The organism is Photobacterium sp. WH24, assembly GCF_019204055.1.
GTDB classification, from domain to species: Bacteria; Pseudomonadota; Gammaproteobacteria; order Enterobacterales; family Vibrionaceae; genus Photobacterium; species Photobacterium arenosum.
The window spans coordinates 39,899-56,360 of the sequence record NZ_JAGSOZ010000019.1; the positions used below are offsets into that span (position 1 = coordinate 39,899).

General features: G+C 52.9%; 17 protein-coding genes. 3 read left to right on the plus strand and 14 right to left on the minus strand.

Going from position 1 to position 16,462, the window contains the following annotated elements; genetic code table 11:
* Positions 1-2 precede the first annotated feature (2 nt).
* From KCG43_RS18315 to KCG43_RS18380, 14 genes are all read right to left on the minus strand, one after another.
* Complete coding sequence (locus KCG43_RS18315) at positions 3-392, minus strand: F0F1 ATP synthase subunit I (RefSeq protein ID WP_027251736.1); 390 nt, start codon at positions 390-392, stop codon at positions 3-5.
* Between the two features lie 177 nt (positions 393-569).
* Positions 570-1,466 carry a ParB/RepB/Spo0J family partition protein gene (locus tag KCG43_RS18320; RefSeq protein WP_192017643.1) on the minus strand — a complete coding sequence of 299 codons (897 nt, stop codon included), beginning with the start codon at positions 1,464-1,466 and terminating at the stop codon, positions 570-572.
* A gap of 12 nt (positions 1,467-1,478) precedes the next feature.
* The gene (locus KCG43_RS18325) at positions 1,479-2,273 is read right to left on the minus strand and encodes a ParA family protein (protein WP_027251738.1); all 795 of its coding nucleotides are present in this window, start codon (positions 2,271-2,273) and stop codon (positions 1,479-1,481) included.
* Between the two features lie 17 nt (positions 2,274-2,290).
* Positions 2,291-2,914, minus strand: coding sequence for a 16S rRNA (guanine(527)-N(7))-methyltransferase RsmG (gene rsmG / locus KCG43_RS18330; protein WP_120513851.1), 624 nt, complete (start codon positions 2,912-2,914; stop codon positions 2,291-2,293).
* Positions 2,911-4,815 carry a tRNA uridine-5-carboxymethylaminomethyl(34) synthesis enzyme MnmG gene (gene mnmG, locus KCG43_RS18335; RefSeq protein WP_192017644.1) on the minus strand — a complete coding sequence of 635 codons (1,905 nt, stop codon included), beginning with the start codon at positions 4,813-4,815 and terminating at the stop codon, positions 2,911-2,913. Before mnmG ends, rsmG begins: the two co-directional genes overlap by 4 nt.
* A 432-nt stretch (positions 4,816-5,247) precedes the next feature.
* A complete protein-coding gene (gene mioC / locus KCG43_RS18340) occupies positions 5,248-5,688 on the minus strand; it encodes an FMN-binding protein MioC (protein WP_192017645.1) in 441 nt (146 codons plus the stop codon).
* 395 nt (positions 5,689-6,083) lie between these two features.
* Positions 6,084-7,451, minus strand: coding sequence for a tRNA uridine-5-carboxymethylaminomethyl(34) synthesis GTPase MnmE (mnmE, locus tag KCG43_RS18345; RefSeq protein WP_218386754.1), 1,368 nt, complete (start codon positions 7,449-7,451; stop codon positions 6,084-6,086).
* Positions 7,452-7,581: 130 nt separating this feature from the next.
* The gene (gene yidC / locus KCG43_RS18350) at positions 7,582-9,201 is read right to left on the minus strand and encodes a membrane protein insertase YidC (protein ID WP_192017646.1); all 1,620 of its coding nucleotides are present in this window, start codon (positions 9,199-9,201) and stop codon (positions 7,582-7,584) included.
* 2 nt (positions 9,202-9,203) lie between these two features.
* Complete coding sequence (gene yidD / locus KCG43_RS18355; protein WP_081669217.1) at positions 9,204-9,461, minus strand: membrane protein insertion efficiency factor YidD; 258 nt, start codon at positions 9,459-9,461, stop codon at positions 9,204-9,206.
* Entirely contained in the window at positions 9,428-9,784 is a 357-nt protein-coding gene (gene rnpA, locus KCG43_RS18360) for a ribonuclease P protein component (protein WP_218386728.1), read from the minus strand. Before rnpA ends, yidD begins: the two co-directional genes overlap by 34 nt.
* A 14-nt stretch (positions 9,785-9,798) precedes the next feature.
* Positions 9,799-9,933 carry a 50S ribosomal protein L34 gene (gene rpmH / locus KCG43_RS18365; protein WP_075762025.1) on the minus strand — a complete coding sequence of 45 codons (135 nt, stop codon included), beginning with the start codon at positions 9,931-9,933 and terminating at the stop codon, positions 9,799-9,801.
* A 235-nt stretch (positions 9,934-10,168) separates the two neighbouring features.
* Positions 10,169-10,906 carry an amino acid ABC transporter ATP-binding protein gene (locus KCG43_RS18370; protein ID WP_192017647.1) on the minus strand — a complete coding sequence of 246 codons (738 nt, stop codon included), beginning with the start codon at positions 10,904-10,906 and terminating at the stop codon, positions 10,169-10,171.
* Positions 10,903-11,574, minus strand: coding sequence for an amino acid ABC transporter permease (locus KCG43_RS18375; protein ID WP_218386731.1), 672 nt, complete (start codon positions 11,572-11,574; stop codon positions 10,903-10,905). Before KCG43_RS18375 ends, KCG43_RS18370 begins: the two co-directional genes overlap by 4 nt.
* A gap of 123 nt (positions 11,575-11,697) precedes the next feature.
* Positions 11,698-12,453, minus strand: a complete 756-nt coding sequence (locus tag KCG43_RS18380; RefSeq protein ID WP_192017649.1) for an amino acid ABC transporter substrate-binding protein — start codon at positions 12,451-12,453, stop codon at positions 11,698-11,700.
* Between the two features lie 411 nt (positions 12,454-12,864).
* Here KCG43_RS18380 and dnaA point away from each other — a divergent pair, with 411 nt between their 5' ends.
* From dnaA to recF, 3 genes are read left to right on the plus strand one after another with little or no spacing between them, the layout of a single operon-like run.
* On the plus strand, positions 12,865-14,247 hold the full coding sequence (gene dnaA / locus KCG43_RS18385) for a chromosomal replication initiator protein DnaA (RefSeq protein ID WP_192017650.1): 1,383 nt from the start codon (positions 12,865-12,867) through the stop codon (positions 14,245-14,247).
* A 1-nt stretch (position 14,248) separates the two neighbouring features.
* Positions 14,249-15,349, plus strand: coding sequence for a DNA polymerase III subunit beta (gene dnaN, locus KCG43_RS18390; RefSeq protein WP_218386734.1), 1,101 nt, complete (start codon positions 14,249-14,251; stop codon positions 15,347-15,349).
* 3 nt (positions 15,350-15,352) lie between these two features.
* The gene (recF, locus tag KCG43_RS18395; RefSeq protein WP_192017652.1) at positions 15,353-16,444 is read left to right on the plus strand and encodes a DNA replication/repair protein RecF; all 1,092 of its coding nucleotides are present in this window, start codon (positions 15,353-15,355) and stop codon (positions 16,442-16,444) included.
* The last annotated feature ends 18 nt before the right edge of the window (positions 16,445-16,462 follow it).

The window sequence follows — 16,462 nt, forward strand, 5'->3', positions numbered from 1 at the left end:
TCCTATTTGTTGTTGTTAATGAATAAAACCGGCGCACAGATATTAATACCCAGAGCCAGCAAATAGGTCAGCTTGAGGGGAACAAGTTCCACCTCGACATACAGGTAGACAAGGGAAAACAAGATGACTGTAATGAGGATTTTCAGCACTTCTCCGCCGTAAAATGACGCCATTACCAGACGGGCCTTAGTGGCCCCGCCGAAGAGAAAAGCGCACACAGAAAAAGCGGCGTTAGCTATCACAAAGATGCCGCCACCGATAAGTGCAGAGATTCCCCAGTCAACATTGACAGCAAACACTGCCATGATTGCCGTTGTCAAAACGACGCCAGATTGTAGTAACAACAACCGCTTCGCCAATTGGCGTCCCGGCCTGACTAGCGTCGAAACCATGTATTCATTCCTCGAGTCCGTTCCACTACACATACGTCGTGCTGGGAAAACTGCGAAAATTATACGGTTCATTAGATTGAATGCAATCTAATCACAATAAAAAAACAGTTAGAATTTATAACACATTATCCCGATCACGCAGTGGTCATTTTTACGGCAAAAATAGTAAGAATCCGGTCACACTTCTGAACTTAACATTGCCAAAAGTTGCTGTAACTTCTGGGGCTCGTCAAAATTTATGATTATTTTACCTTTACCGCTTTTGCTTTGATTAATCGCAACCTGAGTGCCAAATTGCTCACTCAGACGATTTTCCATCGCTTCAACCTTGGGATCGACAGAGACAGGGGCGACCTCCGGGGCAGGGGTGAGCAGTTTTTTCACCAAACGCTCGGTATCCCTTACCGTCAGAGATTTCGCCACGACGGTGTGAGCCGCTTCCAGTTGCTGTTCAGCAACCAGTGACAGCAATGCACGGGCGTGACCCATTTCCAGCTGCCGCTGGGCCAGCAACCGCTTAACCTGTGGCTCCAGCTGGTTTAAACGCAGCAGGTTAGACACAGCAGCGCGGGACTTGCCGACCGCTTCGGCAATTTGCTGATGGGTGAGGGAGAATTCATTCTGCAATCGCTCCAGCGCCTGAGCTTCCTCAATAGCATTGAGATCTTCACGCTGGATGTTTTCAATCAGGGCAATCGCGACGGTGGCACGATCATCCACGTCTTTGACCAGACAGGGAACCTTAGACAGGCCTGCCTGGCGAGACGCCCGCCAGCGACGTTCGCCGGCAATGATTTCATACTGTTGCGGGGCCAGTTGGCGAACCACTATAGGCTGGATCACCCCCTGAGCACGGATAGAATCAGTCAGTTCCGCCAGCGCTTCTGCTGACATATCCTGACGTGGCTGATACTGACCCGGTTGCAGCTGACTGACCGGCAGTTCGCGCAGCGCGCCTTCTTCCGGTACCGTTTCTTCCTTGCTGACAGCCTCTGTGGCCTGTTGTCTTTCTCGGGCCACCGAACTGGTGGCCAGCAGTGCATCAAGGCCTTTTCCCAGGCCTCGTTTATTCATGGTCATGCTTGCTTACGCCTCTACCTGAGCAGGTTCCCGCGCGGTTTCCTCACGACGAATCATCTCTCCGGCCAGCGCCAGGTAGGCCTTGGCACCGCTGGAGGTCTTATCGTAGTACATGGCCGGACAGCCATGACTCGGGGCTTCGGCCAGACGCACATTACGTGGGATCACGGTGCGGTACACCTTATCACCAAAATGCTTCTTCAGTTGCTGGGACACTTCATTCGCCAGCCTGTTGCGCGGATCATACATGGTGCGGAGCAAGCCTTCTATCTTGAGATCGGCATTGACCACGGCAGCCAGCTTGCTGATGGTGTCCATCAGGGCCGTCAGACCTTCCAGAGCGAAATATTCGCACTGCATTGGCACCAGAACAGAATCCGCCGCTGTCATCGCATTGATGGTCAGCAGGTTGAGGGAAGGGGGACAGTCGATAAAAATAAAATCGTACTTATCCCGTACCGGTTCCAGCGCAGTACGTAACCGCACTTCGCGGGCAAACACTTCCATCAATTTGATTTCTGCAGCAGTCACATCACCGTTGGCGGCCACCAGATGGTATCCACCGGCATTTTCGGTGATCACGACTTCTGAAAACGGGGTTTCTTCGACCAGAAGCTCATAGGCAGTGGCATCAACCTGATACTTGTCGACACCGCTGGCCATGGTGGCATTCCCTTGCGGGTCGAGATCAATCACCAGCACTTTACGCTGGGTGGCGGCCAGTGACGCAGCTAAATTGACACAGGTTGTGGTTTTACCCACACCACCTTTTTGGTTGGCAACAGCTATGACTTTTCCCACGAAACACCCTCGTTAATTCATTCCTTTGCCGTCAAGAGTACTAAATGACGCGCCCCCTCCAAGTCGGGGACATGCAAAGATTTGACCTCACTCACAGAACACCAGCTTGGTAATTCTGTCAGTTCCTCTTCAGTAACCTGGCCTTTGAGCGCCATAAACTGACCTTCCGCAGCAGGCAGATGACGGCACCAGTTAACCATATCAGACATGGACGCAAATGCCCGGCTTAGTACAGCATCAAACCCCTGTTCTGGGATAAAGGCCTCGACCCGGCTTTGCACCGGTGTGACATTGTCAATCTTCAGTTCATGAATAACCTGACGGATAAAACGTATTCGCTTACCCAGACTGTCGAGCAGGGTAAATTGCTTCTCGGGCAGCATGATAGCCAGCGGAATACCCGGCAAACCAGGCCCGGTACCGACATCAATAAACCGCGTTCCCTGTGACAGGTAAGGACTGACGGCCAGGCTGTCCATGATGTGCTTAACCAGCATCTCATTGGGGTCCCGTACTGACGTCAGATTATACGCTTTGTTCCACTTGTGCAGCAGGCTAACATAGCCCACCAGTTGCTCAAGTTGTTGTTCTGTGACCTTGAGTTCAGTTTTTGCAATCAGCTGTGCCAGACGCTCCTTCACGCTGCCACCTCCGAGTCGCCTTTTTTCAGCAGGCCGTGTTTTTTCAGGTACACCAGCAGCAGCGAAATGGCAGCCGGGGTTACGCCTGAGATACGTGACGCCATGCCGATAGTCGCAGGTTTTGCGTCGTTCAGCTTGGCAATCACTTCATTTGACAAGCCTTTCACTTGCTTGTAATCCAGATCAGCCGGCAGTTTGCTCTGCTCATGACGCAGAGATTTTTCCACCTCTTCTCTTTGGCGGTCGATATAGCCCTGGTATTTAACCTGGATCTCAACCTGCTCGCTGGCCTCGGCATCGGTGCTGGCCGGGCCAAACAGAGCCAGAGCCGTCAGTTGCTCATAGGTCACTTCCGGACGGCGCAGCAGATCCTCACCACTGGCTTCACGGGTCAGCGGGGTTTTCAAAATCTCATTGATCGTTGCCGCGTGCTCAGAAGCCGGGTGGATCCAGATGTCTTTCAGGCGCTGACGCTCCTGCTCGATGGTGTTCATTTTTTCATTAAAACGTGACCAGCGCTCGTCATCCACCAGACCAAACTGGCGACCCAGCTCGGTCAGACGAATATCGGCGTTGTCTTCACGCAGCAACAAACGATACTCAGCACGCGAGGTAAACATGCGGTACGGTTCTTTGGTACCCATGGTCGACAAATCGTCAATCAGTACGCCCAGGTAAGCCTGATCGCGGCGCGGGCTCCAACCTTCTTTATCCTGTGACTGCAAAGCGGCATTCATGCCCGCCAGCAGCCCCTGGGCAGCGGCTTCTTCATAACCTGTGGTGCCATTGATCTGGCCGGCAAAGAACAGACCGCTGATAAATTTGGTTTCCAGCGTGGGTTTCAAATCACGTGGATCGAAGAAATCGTATTCAATGGCGTAGCCTGGGCGAATAATACTGGCATTTTCAAAGCCTTTCATTGAACGGACGATTTGCATCTGCACATCAAACGGTAGGCTGGTGGAGATACCGTTCGGATACAGTTCGTGTGTCGTCAGGCCTTCCGGCTCAATGAAAATCTGGTGGCTGTTTTTGTCCGCAAAGCGCATCACCTTGTCTTCGATAGACGGACAATAACGTGGGCCAATACCTTCAATCACCCCAGAATACATAGGGCTGCGATCCAGATTATTGCGGATCACATCATGGGTCTTTTCATTGGTATGGGTAATAAAACACGGGATCTGGCGTGGATGATCCGAGTGTTTACCGAGGAAAGAAAACACCGGAGTCGGATTATCACCATGCTGAGCTTCCAGCTGGCTGAAATCCACCGTACGGGCATCGATTCGTGGCGGTGTACCGGTTTTCAGACGATCGACACGGAAAGGCAAGGCACGGAGACGATCCGCCAGGGCGATCGACGGAGGATCGCCGGCGCGGCCGCCGCTGTAATTTTCCAGGCCGATGTGGATCTTGCCGCCCAGGAAGGTGCCTACGGTTAATACCACGCTACGGGCACGGAATTTCAGACCCATTTCTGTCACCACGCCCACAGCACGATCCTGCTCGACGATCAGATCGTTAACCGCCTGCTGGAACAGCATCAGATTAGGCTGGTTTTCCAATGCTTCACGAACTGCAGCTTTGTAAAGCGCCCGGTCTGCCTGAGCACGGGTTGCACGTACGGCCGGGCCTTTTGATGAATTCAGGGTACGGAACTGAATTCCACCTTTATCAATGGCTTGCGCCATTAAACCACCCAAAGCATCCACTTCTTTTACCAGATGGCCTTTCCCGATCCCGCCAATCGCTGGGTTACAGGACATTTGACCCAGGGTATCGATATTATGGGTCAGCAACAGGGTTTTCTGACCCATGCGTGCTGCTGCCAATGCGGCTTCCGTTCCGGCATGACCGCCACCAACTACGATGACATCAAAATTTTCCTGGTAAAACATGAAATTACCTCAGGTGATCAATTAGCCATTCAATTTGCTTGAAGCAAAGGGGGTATATTCTACCTCGTTTCCAGGCAAGAAAGAATCACTCTTGGTGATCAAATGATCAGAGGCCGAGATCCTAAATATATATAAGATCTTTTTAAGAAGATCTCTTATTGGATCTACTATTAGGATCGCCCGATCGTGTGGATAAGTCGTTTTTGATCCTAATGATCATGCTGTTAGGGAGGATCACTTCTTGTTAGGTGTGTGGGATCTTCGTAAGGACTTCCTGGGATCTAAATGGCACTTTATCCACAGGGGGTTATTGGCGATCAAGTTGTTCATTGGATAACAAAGGGTTGATCACCGTTTAGATCTATAGTTATACACAGAAGAAAAATAAAAAACTGGCGTAATTGGGAGTAATTATCGCCAGTCAGAGAAGGCTTAAAGGAGCTTTTTCCAGCCGTCCAGCCAGATTTCGGCCGGGTCTTCCGGAACAGGATCCTGAGAAACGTCGATGTCGAGCCGTTCACCAAGACGCTGGGCGCCCAAATCGGCCAGCAGTTGATCCAGTTCTTTACCTGCCTGGCAAAAAGTGTCGTAACTGCTGTCGCCAATGGCCACCACACCATATTTCAGCCCGCCGAGATCGGGCTGCTGATCCTTCAGCTGGTTGACAAAGGGCTGAATATTGTCGGGGAACTCACCGGCACCATGGGTTGAGCAAATCAGCAGCCAGATATGCTCTGAATTAAGCTCATCCAGGGCGGCCTGGTTGAGAGTTTCGGTGTCGTGACCGGCGTCAGTAAGCAGTTCGGCTAAGTGATCGGCGACATATTCCGCGCCGCCGAGAGTGCTGCCTGTGATTAGGGTAATGGTCGCCATAGGGGCCTCTTTATATAGACAAATGTCAGAATGGCTGAATTGTACTCTGAGTTGGCGATAAGAAAACCCTTGGAAAAATGTGCCTGTTGTCCGCCTTTTGGGCACCAGGCAGAGGCGGGAAGGGGGTTGGCGATGGGTAATAACACCATTAATGCAACATTGTTATTAATTTCAGTCTATTAGAACAGTTACCAACAGTTAATCCCAAGGATCCTCTGTGCTTGATCGTTCTTAAAGCGGCAGTTATCAACGGCTTTTGATCGCTGCCGATACCCAGGGATCGGGGGCTGGGTGAGCTGTTATGGTTGCCAAGCAGGATCACCCTGCTGATCATTACAGTAAGGTGAAAAAAAGCCCTGCCAGTCTGGCAGGGCTGTGTGGTTGGCGCGTCGGTTTTATTTGCCGATACAAAAGGAGGTAAAAATGCGGCCCAATAGATCATCGGAGGTAAATTCCCCGGTGATTTCGCTCAGGTGCTGCTGAGCCAGACGCAGTTCTTCGGCCAGGATTTCACCGGCCATGTAGCCTTCCAGCTGCGATTTTCCTGTGTCCAGGTGCATGGCGGCTCGTTCCAGTGCATCCAGATGGCGACGGCGGGCCATGAAGCCGCCCTCCGTGGTCCCGGCAAAGCCCATGCAGGCTTTGAGGTGTTCGCGCAGGGCTTCCACGCCGTCTCCGGTCCGGGCTGACAGGCGGATCAGGGTGGGCTGGCTGACATGGCAGATCCCGGTTGGTTCACCGGTCAGCTCCGCTTTGTTGCGGATCACGGTCAGGCCCATGGAGTCCGGCAGGCGTTCGATAAAATCGGGCCAGATCTCTGCCGGGTCGGTCGCGTCTGTGGTGGTGGCATCGACCATAAACAGCACGCGGTCAGCCTGGCGGATTTCCTCCCAGGCCCGTTCAATCCCGATACGTTCGACTTCGTCGCTGGCGTCGCGCAGGCCGGCGGTATCTATGATGTGCAGTGGCATACCGTCGATGTGGATGTGCTCGCGCAGCACGTCACGGGTGGTGCCGGCAATGTCGGTGACTATGGCGCTGTCTTTGCCGGACAGGGCATTGAGCAGGCTGGATTTACCGGCATTCGGCCGCCCGGCAATTACCACTTTCATCCCTTCGCGCATGATGGCGCCCTGATTAGCTTCGCGGCGCACCGCATTGAGCTCTGCCATCACAGTATCCAGATCGGCGCTGACTTTGCCGTCACTGAGAAAATCAATTTCTTCTTCCGGGAAATCAATTGCAGCTTCAACGTAAATGCGCAGATGGATTAGGGCTTCCACCAGCGCATTGACGCGCTGGGAAAAAGCGCCCTGCAGCGATTGGAAGGCACTCTTGGCGGCTTCTTCACTGCTGGCATCAATCAGATCGGCAATGGCCTCGGCCTGCGCCAGATCCAGCTTGTCGTTCATGAAGGCCCGCTCGGAAAATTCGCCCGGGCGGGCAGGGCGTACCCCTTCAATCTGCAGTATGCGTTTGATCAGCATGTCCATCAGCACCGGGCCACCGTGCCCCTGCAATTCCAGCACATCTTCACCGGTGAATGAATTCGGGTTCGGGAAATACAGGGCGATGCCCTGATCGAGTGCTGTGCCGTCTGCGGCCCGAAAGGGCAGATATTCAGCGTAACGTGGCTTGAGGCTGCGTCCGGTTACGGCTTCGGCCACCTGGCCAGCCAGCGGACCGGATACGCGAATAATGCCGACTCCGCCACGGCCCGGAGGGGTGGCCTGAGCGACGATAGTGTCGGTTGTCTGAGTCATCATGATAGCTTTCGTCTTTGAGCGTGGGCGCTATTGTAATCAGTGTTGATCAGGATAGCCAACTCTGCGAGCGGGCAACAAAAAGGCGGCCATACAGGCCGCCTTGTCATCTTTATAGTCAGAAGCAGGCTTACGCTTTTTTGCTGTGCAGGCCTTTCTTCTCCAGTTGTTTGAAGATGATGTACTGCTGAATCAGGGTGACGATATTCGACACCAGCCAGTAGAGTACCAGACCTGCCGGGAAGAACAGGAAGAAACCGGTGAACAGCACAGGCATGAAGGTCATGATCTTCTGCTGCATAGGATCGGTCACTGTGGTCGGGCTCATCTTCTGGATCAGGAACATAGTGACACCCATCAGGATAGGCAGCACGTAGTACGGGTCCTGAGCTGACAGGTCATGAATCCAGCCGAAGAAAGGAGCATGACGCAGTTCCACTGATTCCATCAGTGCCCAGTACAGGGCGATGAAGATTGGCATCTGCAGGATTAACGGCAGACAGCCACCCAGCGGGTTCACTTTCTCTTTCTTGTACATCTCCATCATTTCCTGGCTCATGCGCTGGCGGTCGTCGCCGAAGCGCTCACGCATCGCCTGCAGTTTTGGCTGCAGCATGCGCATTTTGGCCATGGAGGTGTATTGGGCTTTGGTCAGCGGGAACATCACACCACGGACGATAAACGTCAGGATGATGATGGCGATACCCCAGTTAGCCACGAAATCATGGATAATCGACAGCAGTTTGTGCAGCGGGCTGGCAATGAACCATAGCCAGCCGTAATCGGCGGTCAGATTCAGATTCGGTGCCGTTGCTTCCAGCTTGTCCTGCAGTTTAGGACCAGACCACAAGGTCGCCGTCAGCGTCTGCTCGGCACCCGGTGCCACAGTGGCACTTGGCAGGCGGACACCAATGTAACCCTGGCCCTGGCTGGTGCGGGAGAACAGGTTACTGGTGTCATCGGTACGCGGGATCCACGCCGAGACAAAGTAATGCTGCATCATGGCTGCCCAACCCTGTTCCATGCTCAGGTTCAGGTTCTTATCGGCCATGTCATCAAAGCTGTACTTTTTGTATTTCTCGTCGTCAGCCGAGTAAGCACCACCGCGGTAAGTCGGCATGGTCAGGCTGCCGCCGTCATCGAGCAGGGTTTGCTTCAGCTGGGCGTACATCTGCACTGTGGCAGGTGCGTCAGACTGGTTGTTGATGGTGTAGGACACGTCCACCGCGTAACTGTCACGGGTCAGGGTGAAGGTCTTGGTGTACTCGATACCGTCTTTGCTGTAGGTCAGTGGCACTTTAAGTTCGTCCTGACCATCGGCCAGTACAAAGTCAGTGCCTGCTGCTGTTAGTTGGGCACGGCCGGCGGTAGAGTCGATACCATTGGCGCCGATCAGACCTGACTGGGCAATGTACTGGTGCGCCGGTTCGTTTTTCAGCAGCACGAAGGGATCGCTGGAGTCCAGTTCGTTGTCGTAGGCCAGCAGTCTGGCTTCAACTATGTCACCACCCAGAGTATCAACAGTCAGATCCAGCACATCGGTGCGGATGTGGATCAGCTTGTCGGAACTGCTAGGCCCTGGGATTGTCTGACTCTCGCCACTGTGTGACGGGACATCGCCCTGGGTCGTCGCGCTTTGCGCAGCTGTCTGGTTCTGAGGTTGCGTGCTGGTGTCGGTATTCCACTGTTGAAACAGAAGAAAAGACACGAACAGCAGGGCAATTAACAGAATATTGCGTTGGGAATCCATCGTTAATGTTCTCTGTCGTTATCCTGGGTTGGCGGAACGGGGTCGTAGCCACCGTTGTTCAAAGGGTGACATCTTAATAGACGTTTCGCCGTGAACCAACAACCTTTTATTGCCCCATGAGTTTTTAGTGCTTCAATCGCATACTGGGAGCAGGTCGGGGTGAAACGACAACGTGGCCCGATCAGCGGGCTGATTGCCAGTTGGTAAAAGCGGACTAGTCCTACGACTAGCCACGCGAGGGGCGAGACAGGCGATGCCATAGCTTATCAAGCAACTTACACAGAGCGGCGTTGCTCATTTCACTGGCACTTTTTTTAGCAATCACCACAAAGTCTTTAGCAGGCAGATCATGTTGCTTGAGACGGAAACGTTCCCGTGCCAGGCGTTTAAACCGATTGCGGCCTACCGCGGTTTTGATTTGTTTTTTAGGGACTGCCAGACCGAGCCGTGGATGGTTCAGGTCGTTGTTGCGGGCCAGAATGGTGAAGTGAGGAGAGCCAGCACTGTGAGCTTGCTGGAAGACATGTTTATAATCTTCGGGAGTTAACAGACGTAACTCCCGAGAAAAAGCGTACTTAGTCAAAATAATCGCAATGATTACTTAGACAGACGCTTGCGGCCTTTGGCGCGACGTGCATTGATTACAGCGCGACCGTTCTTAGTTGCCATGCGAGCACGGAAGCCGTGGCTACGCTTGCGCTTTAGAACTGAAGGTTGAAAAGTGCGTTTCATGGTTTTACCTTAAAATTACTGATCAGTTTTAAGTTTTTGTGTTAACCGGTTGCCCGAAGGACCCCTGGAAGGGCTTCAAAAAACCCATTACGTCCACAAAGAGGCGGAATTGTAATCACTGACCCGCTCGGAGTCAATCTTTACCCCCTGCCTGTGGGTCGGTTTTTATCCTGTTTTTGTCAGGATGCACCCGGGCGCTGAATTATACGTTTTGTTTGGCGGAGTGCAAGGATCCTTACTGGATCCCGACCTGGCGCAGGAACTTTTTCAGACGCGGATCCTGCGGATGGCTGAAGATCGCCTGCGGAGATCCCTGTTCGACAAACTCGCCGTCGGCCATAAAGATCACCCGGTCTGCCACTTCTCGGGCAAACTGCATCTCATGGGTCACCACCAGCATGGTCTGGTTACGTGTTGCCAGCATTTTCATCAGGTTAAGCACTTCGCCGACCCATTCCGGGTCCAGCGCGGAGGTCGGTTCATCAAACAACAGCAGCTCGGCTTCCAGCGCCATGGCCCGGCCGATCCCGACCCGTTGTTGCTGGCCGCCGGACAGCGCTGCCGGGTAGCTGTCACCTTTTTCACCCAGCCCTATGTCATCGAGAATTTGCTGGGCTTTATCGTTGGCGGCCTGCTTATCCCAGCCTTTGACTGTGATCAGACCTTCGGCGATGTTCTGACGTGCCGTCATATGGGCAAACAGGGCATAGTTCTGGAACACGAAGCCGGTTTTGCGCCGAATGGCCAGTATGTCTTTTTTGGTTGCTACCGGGGCTTCAACATGGATGCCGTCTATGGTCATATGGCCAGTGTTGGCGTGTTCGAGAAAATTGATACAGCGCAGCAGGGTGGATTTCCCTGTACCGGACGGGCCGATGATCACCACGATTTCGCCCTGACTGATCGACAGGTCAATCCCTGAGAAAATGGTGTTGTCACCGAAGCGTTTACTGAGGTTATGCAGCTCAATCATCGTACGTATGCCCTGTTAAGTTTTACTTCTGCCCAGTTTTGTATCCGGGTCAGCACCACCACTATCCCCCAGTAAATCAGGGCGACGGCCAGGAAAGCTTCGAAGAATTTGAAACTGGAGGAGGCTTCCATCTGTGCCTTGGCCATGATCTCAGCGACCCCTAAGGTAAATGCCAGCGAGGTGGATTTGATCATGTCAATGAAGTAGTTCATCAGTGACGGCAGGGCGACCCGGGTCGCCTGTGGCAGTATGATACGGCGCATGGCCTGCATTTCAGTCATACCGATAGACAGGCTGGCTTCGCGCTGGCTGTGGTCGACACCTATGATGGCGGCGCGGATGCTTTCCGCCATGTAGGCGGCAAAGTGCAGGCTGAGTCCTATCACGGCAGCACTGAACGCATCCAGGCCGACCAGCGGAGGAAAGATTTGCGGCAAGCCGTAGTAGAGCAAAAACAGTTGTACCAGCAAAGGTGTGCCGCGAAAGAAGCTGATATAAATCTGGCTGAGCTGATCCAGTACGGGTAACCGGTAGACCCGAACCAAGGCCAGAGTAACAGAGATCACCAGCGCAAAAACCAGTCCCCATACCGCCATGCCCATGGTTGTGCCCAGATATTTGAGCAAAATAGGCATGAGTGACAGCATGTATTCAAAATCGAAGCCCATATGGATGCGTGTTCCGTGGAGTATTGATAACGAAAGTGACAAGACCCACCCTAAAGGTGAGTCTTGATATTACGTATTAGTATAAGGATGGTGACCTGAAATGGCAGGATTAATTACTGTCAATTAGCGGGTAATGTCAGTACCGAACCATTTTTGTGAGATTTCGGTCAGTGTACCGTCTTCACGCATGGCATTCAGCGCTTGGTTGACCTGGTCACGCAGTTGCTGGCCTTTTTCGTTGTTCTGGAAAGGCCATGCATTTTCGATGCGCTCAAAAGTCGCTCCCGCCAGCTGCAGCGGCAAGCCTGCTTTATTGATCAGTTCAACAGAAGACAAACGGTCCATCACGAAGGCGTCAGTACGGCCCAGCGCGACATCGTGTTCAATACCTGTGTCATAGGTTTTGATCGTAATCTCATCGGCATTATCCAGGCCACGCAGCAGTTGCTCGTAGTTAGAGCCCAGATTCACGCCTACGGTTTTACCGTTCAGATCGTCTGTGCTCTTGATGTTTTCGTTACCTTTACGGACCACCAGTTGCGCGCCGTCAATCACATAAGGGTCGCTGAATACGTATTTGGCTTTACGCTCATCGGTAATAGTGATCTGGTTGGAAATGGTGTCAATACGGCCGGTTTCCAGCAAGCCAAACAGACCGGAGAAGTTCGCGGTGACATATTCCACTTTGTAATCGTTGCGTTTACCGATTTCATTCCACAGATCGACTTCAAAGCCCTGCAGCTGATCTTGTTTCACGAAAGTGAACGGGAAGTAGCGGCCAGACATGCCGACTTTAACGTCAGTAGCAGCAATCGCTGCCTGGCTGACGCTCAGACCAAGTGTAAGCGCGGTTAATGAAGCTTTAACCCAGTTTTTCATCTGTCTGCTCCTGAGATGATGTTGTTTTTGTAGGGTGATTCCTATCATCCTACTTGTCAGTAAGAACAATGCTTAAATAACCAAAAGTTATTTGTAATAACTATAGGGCTATTACCCGGCAAAGCGGAAAACTTTGTGCCGGTAAAAGCGGCTACCGCTTATATAAGACCTGAAATAATAGCGTTTTGACCGGCAAGCTGCTGTTTTTATCCTCAAGATCCTGTTGATTGTGCAAATAACTGTGGGTAAGGCTAGGCTAAACTGTGCTGATCTGGCCTTTGGTTGTGGGATCTGTGTGAATAACTTAGATCTTATTCACTGGATCTGGGATCTCTTTGCTGGAGATCCTAAGCCAGCAGGTATAAAATTGCGTCCCTTTTCGTATTTTCGTTATTCAATGTGGAGTCGAACTTGTCATCTTCGCTTTGGCTGCAGTGCCTTCAACGCCTTCAGGAAGAACTCCCTGCCACGGAATTCAGCATGTGGGTTCGTCCGCTACAGGCCGAGTTAAACGACAACACCTTGACCTTGTTCGCCCCGAACCGATTTGTGTTGGACTGGGTACGGGATAAGTACCTCAATAGTATCAACCGCCTGTTAAATGAATTCTGCGGTGCCGATACCCCAATGCTGCGTTTTGAAGTGGGCAGCAAACCTGTGACTGTGCCGCCGCCCCAGCCCGCTGCTGTGGTGAGCGGGAATAAGATCGATCCGCCGTCACCGACCTGGGAACCCGCACCGTCGCCGGTGCAGCCGGAATCGCAAAAGGGTTACCGCTCCAATGTTAACCCGAAACATAACTTCAACAATTTTGTGGAAGGTAAATCGAACCAGCTCGGGCTGGCCGCCTGTCGCCAGGTGGCGGATAACCCGGGAGCGGCGTACAACCCGCTGTTTCTTTATGGTGGTACCGGCCTGGGTAAAACCCACTTGCTGCATGCTGTGGGTAACGCCATTGCAGATCGCAAACCGAACGCCAAAGTGGTCTACATGCATTCTGAACGTTTTGTTCAGGACATGGTAAAAGCCCTGCAGAACAATGCGATTGAAGAATTTAAACGTTACTACCGCAGCGTCGATGCCCTGCTGATCGATGATATCCAGTTCTTTGCCAATAAAGAGCGCTCGCAGGAAGAATTTTTCCACACCTTCAATGCCCTGCTGGAAGGGAACCAACAGATCATCCTGACCTCAGACCGCTACCCGCGTGAAATCAGCGGGGTGGAAGATCGCCTGAAATCCCGCTTTGGCTGGGGGCTGACAGTGGCCATAGAGCCGCCTGAACTGGAAACCCGGGTGGCTATCCTGATGAAAAAGGCTGAAGACCACAATATTCGCCTGGCCGATGAAGTGGCCTTCTTTATTGCCAAGCGCCTGCGCTCGAACGTGCGTGAGCTGGAAGGGGCACTGAACCGGGTGATTGCCAACGCCAACTTTACCGGCCGGGCGATTACGATTGATTTTGTCCGCGAAGCGCTGCGTGACTTGCTGGCGCTGCAGGAAAAGCTGGTCACTATTGATAACATTCAAAAGACAGTGGCCGAGTACTATAAAATCAAGATGGCTGATATGCTCTCCAAGCGCCGTTCCCGTTCGGTGGCCCGCCCTCGTCAGATGGCGATGGCGCTGGCCAAAGAGCTGACCAACCACAGCCTGCCGGAAATCGGTGATGCGTTTGGCGGCCGCGACCATACCACTGTGCTTCACGCGTGTCGTAAAATCGAACAGCTGCGTGAAGAAAGCCATGATATTAAAGAAGATTACTCTAACCTGATCAGGACATTGTCGTCGTAATATGAAATTTTCCGTTGAACGAGAACATCTCATTAAACCTCTGCAGCAGGTAAACGGTGCACTGGGTGGCCGTCCGGCGCTGCCTATCCTCGGCAACCTGTTACTGCAGGTAGATGCGGGCAAGCTGTCTCTGACGGCTACCGATCTGGAAGTGGAGCTGGTGGCCGGTCTGGCACTGGACGGTGACTGGGAACCGGGGGCGACCACTGTACCTGCCCGCAAATTTCTCGATCTCTGCCGCGGACTGCCAGACAGTGCGCAACTTAAGATTGAATTGCAGGGTGACAGGCTGCTGCTGCGCTCTGGCCGTAGTCGTTACTCACTGACGACTTTACCGGCCAGTGACTTTCCCAATATTGAAGACTGGCAAAGCGATGTGGAACTGCATCTGGCGCAGGGTCAGTTACGCCAGTTGATCGAAAGTACCCAGTTTTCCATGGCCAATCAGGATGTGCGTTACTACCTGAACGGTATGCTGATGGAAACCGATGGCAAACAGCTGCGCTCGGTGGCGACCGACGGGCACCGTATGGCGGTCTGTACTGTCGATACCGAGACTGACATGCCGGGCAAGCAAATTATCCTGCCGCGTAAAGGGGTGATGGAGTTAATGCGTCTGTTAGACAGCCCGGATGCCGAGGTCGTGCTGCAGATTGGCCAGTCTAACCTGCGGGCTGTGGTCAACAATTTCACCTTCACTTCCAAGCTGGTTGACGGCCGTTTTCCGGATTATCGCCGCGTGTTGCCGCAAAACAGCAGCAAGTTTCTGCAGGCCAGCTGTGAGGAACTGCGCCAGGCCTTTTCCCGTGCCGCCATTTTATCGAATGAGAAATTCCGCGGCGTGCGCGTGAATCTGATCAACAATGAAATGCGGATCACTGCCAACAACCCTGAACAGGAAGAAGCGGAAGAAGTGCTGGATGTCGACTTCCAGGGCGACGAGCTGGAGATTGGCTTTAATGTCAGCTACATCCTGGATGTGCTCAATACCCTGAAATGCGATCAGGTGCGGATTTCGATGACGGACGCGACAGCCAGTACCCTGATTGAAGATGTCGCTGACAGTGATGCGCTGTACGTGGTTATGCCGATCCGGCTGTAACCTATGGCGTTAACGCGATTCATTGTTAAAGATTTTCGTAATCTTGAGGCCTGTGATCTCACCTTCTCGGAGGGTTTCAATTTTCTGGTCGGTGCCAATGGCAGCGGTAAAACCAGTTTGCTGGAAGCCATCTATTTTCTCGGCCATGGCCGCTCCTTTCGCAGCCACCTGACCAGCCGGATTATCCGCCATGGTCAGGATGAACTGGTACTGCATGGCCGGGTGCATGCGGACAGCGCACTGAAAGGTGATCTGGAGCGACCGCTGGGGATCAGAAAGCAGCGGGATGGTACGACTCAGGTTAAAATAGCCGGCCAGACTGGCCAGAAAGTAGCACAGCTGGCGCAGATTCTGCCGCTGCAGCTGATCACCCCGGAAGGCTTTGAGCTGATGGTGGGCGGCCCCAAATTCCGTCGTGCGTTTATCGATTGGGGGGTGTTTCACGTGGAACCACGTTTTTATCAGGCCTGGAGCCGGGTAAAACGGCTGACCAGGCAGCGTAATGCGCTGCTGAAAACCGCGCGCAGCTACCGTGAACTCAGCTACTGGGATCAGGAACTGGCCCAACTGGCGGAAGTGATTGACGGCTGGCGCCGTGATTACATTGATGCCCTGCGTGAGCAGGCAACCGCCTTTTGTGGTGATTTTCTGCCGGAATACGATATTCAGCTCGGCTACTACCGTGGCTGGGAAAAAACGACCCCTTACAGCGAGCTGCTGGCCGCCAACTTTGAGCGCGATATGCAGCTCGGTTATACCGTCAGCGGCCCCAATAAAGCGGATCTGCGGCTCAAGGTGTCGGCTATGCCTGTGGACGATGTCCTGTCCCGCGGCCAGCTTAAATTATTGATGTGTGCGCTGCGATTGGCACAGGGTCAGCAGCTTCGTCAGGCAACAGGCAAGCAGTGTCTTTACCTGATTGACGACTTTGCCTCAGAGCTCGACAGCAGCAAACGCGCCCTGCTGGCAAAGGGATTACACGATACTCAGGCTCAGGTGGTCATCAGTGCCATCAGCGAGGAGCAACTGGGCGATATGAAGACCGAAAAGGGCAAGATGTTTCATGTCGAACAGGGTAAAATAACCGCAAGATAATTAAAGCGAGAGTAACTC

Coding starts and splice junctions, on each gene's coding strand:
- KCG43_RS18315 (WP_027251736.1), bottom strand. CDS start 392: ATGGTTTCGACGCTAGTCAGGCCGGGACGCCAATTGGCGAAGCGGTTG.
- KCG43_RS18320 (WP_192017643.1), bottom strand. CDS start 1,466: ATGAATAAACGAGGCCTGGGAAAAGGCCTTGATGCACTGCTGGCCACC.
- mnmG (WP_192017644.1), bottom strand. CDS start 4,815: ATGTTTTACCAGGAAAATTTTGATGTCATCGTAGTTGGTGGCGGTCAT.
- mioC (WP_192017645.1), bottom strand. CDS start 5,688: ATGGCGACCATTACCCTAATCACAGGCAGCACTCTCGGCGGCGCGGAA.
- mnmE (WP_218386754.1), bottom strand. CDS start 7,451: ATGACTCAGACAACCGACACTATCGTCGCTCAGGCCACCCCTCCGGGC.
- yidC (WP_192017646.1), bottom strand. CDS start 9,201: ATGGATTCCCAACGCAATATTCTGTTAATTGCCCTGCTGTTCGTGTCT.
- yidD (WP_081669217.1), bottom strand. CDS start 9,461: ATGGCATCGCCTGTCTCGCCCCTCGCGTGGCTAGTCGTAGGACTAGTC.
- rpmH (WP_075762025.1), bottom strand. CDS start 9,933: ATGAAACGCACTTTTCAACCTTCAGTTCTAAAGCGCAAGCGTAGCCAC.
- KCG43_RS18370 (WP_192017647.1), bottom strand. CDS start 10,906: ATGATTGAGCTGCATAACCTCAGTAAACGCTTCGGTGACAACACCATT.
- KCG43_RS18375 (WP_218386731.1), bottom strand. CDS start 11,574: ATGGGCTTCGATTTTGAATACATGCTGTCACTCATGCCTATTTTGCTC.
- KCG43_RS18380 (WP_192017649.1), bottom strand. CDS start 12,453: ATGAAAAACTGGGTTAAAGCTTCATTAACCGCGCTTACACTTGGTCTG.
- dnaN (WP_218386734.1), top strand. CDS start 14,249: ATGAAATTTTCCGTTGAACGAGAACATCTCATTAAACCTCTGCAGCAG.
- recF (WP_192017652.1), top strand. CDS start 15,353: ATGGCGTTAACGCGATTCATTGTTAAAGATTTTCGTAATCTTGAGGCC.